Annotated in this window: 5 protein-coding genes; all 5 read right to left on the bottom strand. The window is 33.7% G+C overall.

All coding sequences use genetic code 11. The features are described from left to right. Positions 1–88: 88 nt before the first annotated feature. A complete protein-coding gene (locus HMPREF2597_RS02820) occupies positions 89–940 on the bottom strand; it encodes a Cof-type HAD-IIB family hydrolase (RefSeq protein ID WP_002478931.1) in 852 nt (283 codons plus the stop codon). 267 nt (positions 941–1,207) lie between these two features. Continuing rightward, positions 1,208–3,013: a glutamine--fructose-6-phosphate transaminase (isomerizing) gene (glmS, locus tag HMPREF2597_RS02815; RefSeq protein WP_002478930.1), complete on the bottom strand. Its 1,806-nt coding sequence runs from the start codon at positions 3,011–3,013 to the stop codon at positions 1,208–1,210. 738 nt (positions 3,014–3,751) lie between these two features. Continuing rightward, positions 3,752–5,107, bottom strand: a complete 1,356-nt coding sequence (gene glmM / locus HMPREF2597_RS02810) for a phosphoglucosamine mutase (RefSeq protein WP_002478929.1) — start codon at positions 5,105–5,107, stop codon at positions 3,752–3,754. 23 nt (positions 5,108–5,130) lie between these two features. Next, a complete protein-coding gene (locus tag HMPREF2597_RS02805) occupies positions 5,131–6,063 on the bottom strand; it encodes a CdaR family protein (protein WP_002461293.1) in 933 nt (310 codons plus the stop codon). Position 6,064: 1 nt separating this feature from the next. Next, positions 6,065–6,871 (bottom strand): diadenylate cyclase CdaA, encoded by an 807-nt coding sequence (gene cdaA / locus HMPREF2597_RS02800; protein ID WP_002461294.1) that lies wholly within the window; start codon positions 6,869–6,871, stop codon positions 6,065–6,067. Between the last annotated feature and the right edge of the window lie 164 nt (positions 6,872–7,035).

The raw sequence follows: 7,035 nt of genomic DNA, 5'->3' as shown, positions 1-7,035 counted from the left end.
ATCACTTCAAATTATATTGTAAAAATCATAGCGAAGAAAAGATTTTAACATTACAATCTTAATACTTTGTATTTATGTCCCAACTTGGTTATAAAAATCTATCTGCTAAATAACGTGCTGCACCATCTTCTTCATTATCATAAACCGTAACATCGTCAGTCAAATCCTTTATTTCTGGACGTGCATTCTTCATGGCTACCGTAACATGACCATATTTAAACATCGCGCGATCATTATCACTATCTCCAATGACAAGCGTCTCTTGCTGTTGAATACCAAAATGCGCAATCATTTCAGCAATGCCACTGCCTTTATCAACACCATATGCCATCGTCTCAGCATTAAAGCGAGATGAATTAGATACGCTAATGTTCAAACTTAATTGTTGGTCAATAAGTGACTGCCTAAACTGAGTAATTTGTGCTAAATCTGTAGTGAATAAATATATTTTAGAATATGATGTTTCAGGCAATGTTTTAACCCAGTTAATCTTACCTTTGAGCGCGTCTTTACGAGAACGCCATTCGCTAATCCCTACATTGTTTTGTGGTTCTTCTTCCCTCACCATGCCGCGCATCCAAGATTCATCTTGTTGCAGTGCAAGGCGTTGGCCTTCAAATGGAAAGACCTCATAATATATATGTTGTTGTTGTGCTAATTGAACAATTTTATTTACCGCTTCTTGTGTTAAACTATGTCGAAATATATTATGCGCTTTGACCTCACCACTGGTACCATTGGAACTTATGATACCATCAACTGTAAATCCTTTAGGAACAAGCTGATTAATTTCAGCATAAGAACGCCCTGTAGCAAGAAAGACCTTATACCCCTTAGCTCGCAATTGGTCTATTACTTCTTTAGTATAACCACTAGCTGTATTATCTTCGTGTAGGATCGTACCATCCATATCTAAAAATATTGCTTTAATTATATCCATCTTTCTTTGTAACCTCCTAAGGTAATCATCTTCTGATGTAATTATCTTCATTATAGACAATTATTGGCCAATGTTGAAATTTACTTATAGCGCTACAAATAGTCTTTGAAATGAGAATAATTATAGCAAATAAACTTACTGAAAAGTTTAATAACGTCTTCCTATAAAAAACAAGGAGTAAGACAATATTAGTTTAAATTTCGAAAAACCAGCTTGGGTATTTCTAAATACCTATTATTGTCCTACTCCCTATATATGTTAACTAATTTATTCAACCGTCACTGATTTTGCTAAATTACGTGGTTTATCAACATCTAATCCTCTATGCAACGCTGCATAATATGAAATAAGTTGCAATGTAACTACTGATACTAAAGGTGTTAACAACTCATGAACACGAGGAATTACATATGTGTCTCCTTCTTTTTCCAAGCCTTCCATTGAAATAATACATGGATGTGCACCGCGTGCAACAACTTCTTTGACATTACCACGAATAGATAAGTTCACCTTTTCTTGAGTGGCTAGCCCTATTACTGGTGTTCCTTCTTCAATAAGTGCAATCGTACCGTGTTTTAATTCTCCACCCGCAAAACCTTCAGCCTGAATATATGAAATTTCTTTTAATTTCAGTGCTCCTTCAAGACTGACATTATAATCCATTGTTCGACCAATAAAGAAGGCATTACGTGTAGTTGCTAAAAAGTCTGTCGCAATTTGCTCCATTTTTGGTGTATCATCTACAATTGTTTCAATTGCTGTCGTTACTTTAGCTAACTCTCTTAATAAATCTATATCTGCTTCATGACCATGATGTTTGGCAATTACTTGAGATAATATTGCCAATACAGCAATTTGTGCCGTATATGCTTTTGTTGAAGCAACCGCAATCTCTGGACCAGCATGTAACAACAGTGTATGATCTGCTTCACGTGATAGCGTAGAACCAGCAACATTCGTAATGGTCAATGCCTTATGTCCTAGTCGATTAGATTCAACTAACACTGCACGACTATCAGCCGTTTCACCAGATTGTGAAATATAGATAAATAATGGTTTTTTAGATAGTAGAGGTGTATTATAGACAAATTCTGATGCTACATGCACTTCTGTAGGCGTACCTGCCCATTTTTCAAGATATTCTTTACCTACCAAACCGGCGTGATAACTTGTACCTGCTGCAATAATATAGATACGGTCTGCTTCAGCAACATCTTTAACAATATCAGCATCTATTTTTAAATTACCTTGTCCATCTTGATATTCCTGGATAATACGTCTCATGACAGCTGGTTGATCATTAATTTCTTTTAGCATATAGTGGGCATAAACACCTTTTTCAGCATCTGAAGCATCAATTTCAGCTGTATATGCATCACGTTCTTGAATATTGCCATCTAAATCTTTAATTGTTACACTTTCTCTTTTAACGATAACAATTTCATGATCTTTAATTTCTTTATATTGATTCGTAACTTTAATCATTGCTAAAGCATCCGAAGCAATAACATTAAAATGATCTCCAAGACCAACTAATAAAGGTGATTTATTCTTAGCAACGAAGATTGTATCTTTGTCTTGTTCATCTATTAAACCTAAAGCATAAGAGCCATGTAAGAGAGATACAACTTTAGTAAAAGCTTCCTCAGTAGATAACCCTTTATTTGAAAAATATTCTACTAATTGAACGATAACTTCAGTGTCTGTATCAGATACCAATGTTACATCTGTTAAATAGCTATCTCTTAGTTCTTCATAATTTTCAATTACACCGTTATGAACTAATGTAAAGCGTCCACTTGTTGATTGATGTGGATGTGAGTTTTGGTAATTAGGGACGCCGTGTGTAGCCCAACGCGTGTGACCGATTCCAATAGATCCATCAATATCATTATTGTCAGCCACTTTGCGTAATTCAGCGATTCTACCTTTTTCCTTAAAAACCTTTGTTCCCTCTTCATTAGCAACAGCAATACCTGCTGAATCATAACCTCTATATTCTAATTTTTCTAACCCTGATAATAATAATTCTTTGGCCTTATCATAACCTATATAACCTACAATTCCGCACATATATTTAATTTCCTCCATTAGAAATAATAAAGTACATTATATGACGTATTGCTGTAATTTAGATTAGCAATCATCTGTCATACCTTCATTTAAGCAAAGTTAAACAAGCCTGTCGTTCTATCGTTTCAAAAGCAAATTACAGCTCTATTTGTAGAAACATAAAAACAAGCCCTTATACTTTATTTTTCATGATATTAGTTTGGCGATCTTATTAATTTTGTCCATTAAGTTACCTCAATGTTTTATTTAATAAGCTGTCGAATGAGCCACATCCGGGATAGCATCCGCCGATCACTTCGATCACTATCCTCCTCGTCTACAAAAGTTAAATAAATGTCTCTAACAACTCTCTTGTATTAGTTGTTGGTCGTCAACATGTATTTAAACAATTGCACAGGCGCTATAATTGTTTTTTATTCACTTTCCTCCTTTCCATTAATGTTTATTTTACAATGTTTGAAAGTTATATTGCAAATATTTTCACAACATTATACGGAATTTTATTTAAAATTCTTAGAATAACCGAGATGTTAAAATAATTTTACACTACTAAATATAACTTTGCGCTATAAAAAAATAAATGTGTCATATTTATTTTTTAAGTGTTGTAGTTCCTTGAGCAAATTTAACCTCTGGAAAACTAATGTGAAGTTTTAAAAAAACATTTTATAAGAAAAAAAGCTAATGAAACAATTTAAATATGCTTCATTAGCTTTACATTACAATGTTTAACTTATTTTATTTTTCTAAGCCCATTTTCGCTTCTACAACTTGAGCAATTTGTTCGGCGTAGCGGTTTGCATTATCATCTGTAGAAGCCTCCACCATTACACGAACTAGTGGTTCAGTTCCTGAAGGTCTTACTAGAATTCGACCTTCTCCATTCATTTCAGCTTCAACTTTTGCTATTTCAGCTTTCACATCTTCATTTTTTTCCACATTATATTTATCTGTTACTCTTACATTTATAAGTGATTGTGGATATTTTTTCATTTGTGCCGCTAATTCACTTAGAGGTTTACCACTCATTTTAATGATTGAAGCTAATTGAATACCTGTTAATAAACCATCACCTGTTGTATTGTAATCCATCATTACAATATGTCCAGATTGTTCACCACCTAGGTTGTAGTCACCTTTTCTCATTTCTTCAACAACATATCTGTCGCCTACTTTAGTTTTATTTGAAGCAATACCTTCATTTTCTAAAGCTTTATAAAAACCTAAATTACTCATGACAGTTGAAACAATCATATCTTTTTTTAATTCTTGATTCTTATGCATCGCTTGGCCAATGATAAACATGATTTGATCACCATCCACGATTTGACCATTTTCATCAACCGCAATGATACGATCACCATCACCATCAAAGGCTAAACCGAAATCACTGTTTGTTTCTAATACAGTTTTAGCAAGATTTTCTGGATGAGTTGAACCACAATTTTCATTGATATTATACCCATCTGGACTGCATCCAATTGTTTCTGTATCTGCTTCTAAATCACCAAAAAGGAACGGTGCTAATGAAGACGTAGATCCGTTAGCGCCGTCTAACGCAATTTTCATACCTTCTAAATTAACATCTACTGTTGATTTTAAGAAACTTAAATATTTTTGTGCTCCTTCAAAATAATCAGAATAATGTACAATATCTTGTCCCACTGGTCTAGGTAATTCAGGATTTTGTTGTTCTAATAGGGCTTCAATTTCGCTTTCTTGATCATCTGACAATTTAAAACCATCTGAACCAAAAAACTTAATACCATTATCTGCAACAGGATTATGTGATGCTGAAATCATGACACCTAATTCAGCACCCATTTCTTTTGTTAAGTATGCAACACCAGGCGTTGATATCACACCTAATCTCATAACTTCTGCTCCGATTGAGACTAATCCTGCAATTAAAGCAGCTTCTAACATTTCTCCAGATACACGCGTATCTCTACCTACTAGAACTTTAGGATGCGCTTCATTCTCATTATGCGCTAATACATAGCCACCATAACGCCCTAATTTAAAGGCGAGTTCTGGTGTTAATTCTTTATTTGCAATACCTCTTACTCCATCTGTACCAAAATATTTCCCCATCAAAAATACTCCTCTACTTTTTATTAATTTATTGTAATTTCTGCGTTTGTTTCACTCGGGTCAAGTTTCGACACATGATCAGGCAATTTAAATTTCACGGTCTGACTCGTATTTTCTTTAACATCATCTAAATCTATTTCAGCTGTAACTTCTTTGATATTTGCTAAATCGTCTCGGTTGCCAAATAGTTCGACTTCATCATCATCAAGTTTGATGTTCTGTACTTTTGCATTATTTGGTAAAGATCCAACCGTTTTAACATTTACTTTAACTTTTTTAGAATACGGCTTAACCTTTACACTTAATTTAGCGCTGTCTGGTTGAATTGTAACATTTAACTTATTTAATTGTTTATCAAAAGCCGCAATGTCAGCAATATCTGTTGTATCTTTATCAATTTTATTGGCATTTCTAAATGTTGCCTTTAAATAAGCAATTTGATTTAACTGTTCTTTACCACCTGTAACCTTCACAGTTTCAGGAGATACCTTTTCTTCGCTTACTTTATAGTTACCAGCAATATCGTTATTACTAATATCAGGCGTGACATGCATTGTACGCGTCACTTTGTCTTCTAAAGTTACATGTGCTTGCTTAGGCTTCACATTATAATTAATATCATTGCTTAATCCCTTTACCACATAATCTTCTTTATAATTACCTGCTCTTGCTTTAGACAAATCTACTGCAACTTTAATATCATCTGCGTTCTCAATTTTAAGCAATTTAGATTGAGGTCCTGAAATCGTTACATCAACTGTGTCTGGTGCTTTAGTTACATGCAAATTTTTTGTATTATAAATTACTTGAACAGGTACATCTTCAATCGTCTTGGATGAATTTTGAGATAAGTCATTGTTACTAAAAATATTTCCAAATACATTATTCACAGATAAATAGAAAAATAGTGCCAATATAAATGCTACAAAACGTAAGCCCCATTTATTTTCTAACATGTCATTTCACACCCTTCTTTTGAAAGTGTGAGCCAAACCAATGTTCAGCGAGTAGTTCTTCAAATACTTCATTTGAAATATCTCGTCTCAACTTTCCATCAAAAGTAACTGAAATAGACCCCGTCTCTTCAGATACAATCACGGTGAAAGCATCAGAAACTTCAGAAATTCCGACTGCAGCACGATGTCTTGTACCTAAACTTTTAGATATTTTTGCGCTATCAGATAATGGTAAATAACTTGCAGCACTGGCAATTTTAGTTCCCTGAATAATCATTGCACCATCATGCAACGGAGTATTAGGAATAAACACATTCGTTAATAGCTCTTGTGAAATATCTGAATCTAAAGGAATTCCCGTTTCAATATAATCCTGTAAGCCTGTTTCTTTTTCAAAAACAATCAAAGCGCCTATACGTCTTTTAGCCATATATTGCACAGCTTTCGAAACAGCTTCTATTAATTTCTCTTCATCACGACTGTAAGTATTAGTATAGCGTTTAAACAAACTTCCTCTACCTAATTGTTCAAGTGCACGTCTTATTTCAGGCTGGAAGATAACAATAAGGGCAAGTACTCCCCATTGAATGACAATGTCAAACAACTTAGAAGTTGCTGTCAAATTAAGCACTTTACTAATTTGTTGAAAGATGACAATAACAACTATACCTTTGAGCAGTTGAATCGCTTTAGTTCCTTTAAAGACAGTAATGAGAAGATAGAGAACGTACCAAACAATAATCAAGTCAAGTACGCTTGTTATAATTTTTAAAGTACTTAGATTACTAAAAAAATTAGAAAAATCCATGACATCTCCTCCGGTTTCAATTTCATGATATTAATTATACCAATCATTATAATAACTGTCATATGAACACTATAATTTATGTCAAAATTTTTGATAAAAATAAAAAAAGCACTTTCCTGAGAGAAAGTGCAAACAATGAGCCATAGAGGATTCGAACCTCTGAC

Source organism: Staphylococcus sp. HMSC063A07, assembly GCF_001836955.1.
Lineage (GTDB): Bacteria > Bacillota > Bacilli > Staphylococcales > Staphylococcaceae > Staphylococcus > Staphylococcus lugdunensis.
This window is presented reverse-complemented; position numbering and strand designations above follow the sequence as displayed.

Excerpts from the sequence above, each read along its gene's own strand:
- HMPREF2597_RS02820 (WP_002478931.1), bottom strand. The coding sequence starts at position 940 with ATGGATATAATTAAAGCAATATTTTTAGATATGGATGGTACGATCCTA.
- glmS (WP_002478930.1), bottom strand. The coding sequence starts at position 3,013 with ATGTGCGGAATTGTAGGTTATATAGGTTATGATAAGGCCAAAGAATTA.
- glmM (WP_002478929.1), bottom strand. The coding sequence starts at position 5,107 with ATGGGGAAATATTTTGGTACAGATGGAGTAAGAGGTATTGCAAATAAA.
- HMPREF2597_RS02805 (WP_002461293.1), bottom strand. The coding sequence starts at position 6,063 with ATGTTAGAAAATAAATGGGGCTTACGTTTTGTAGCATTTATATTGGCA.
- cdaA (WP_002461294.1), bottom strand. The coding sequence starts at position 6,871 with ATGGATTTTTCTAATTTTTTTAGTAATCTAAGTACTTTAAAAATTATA.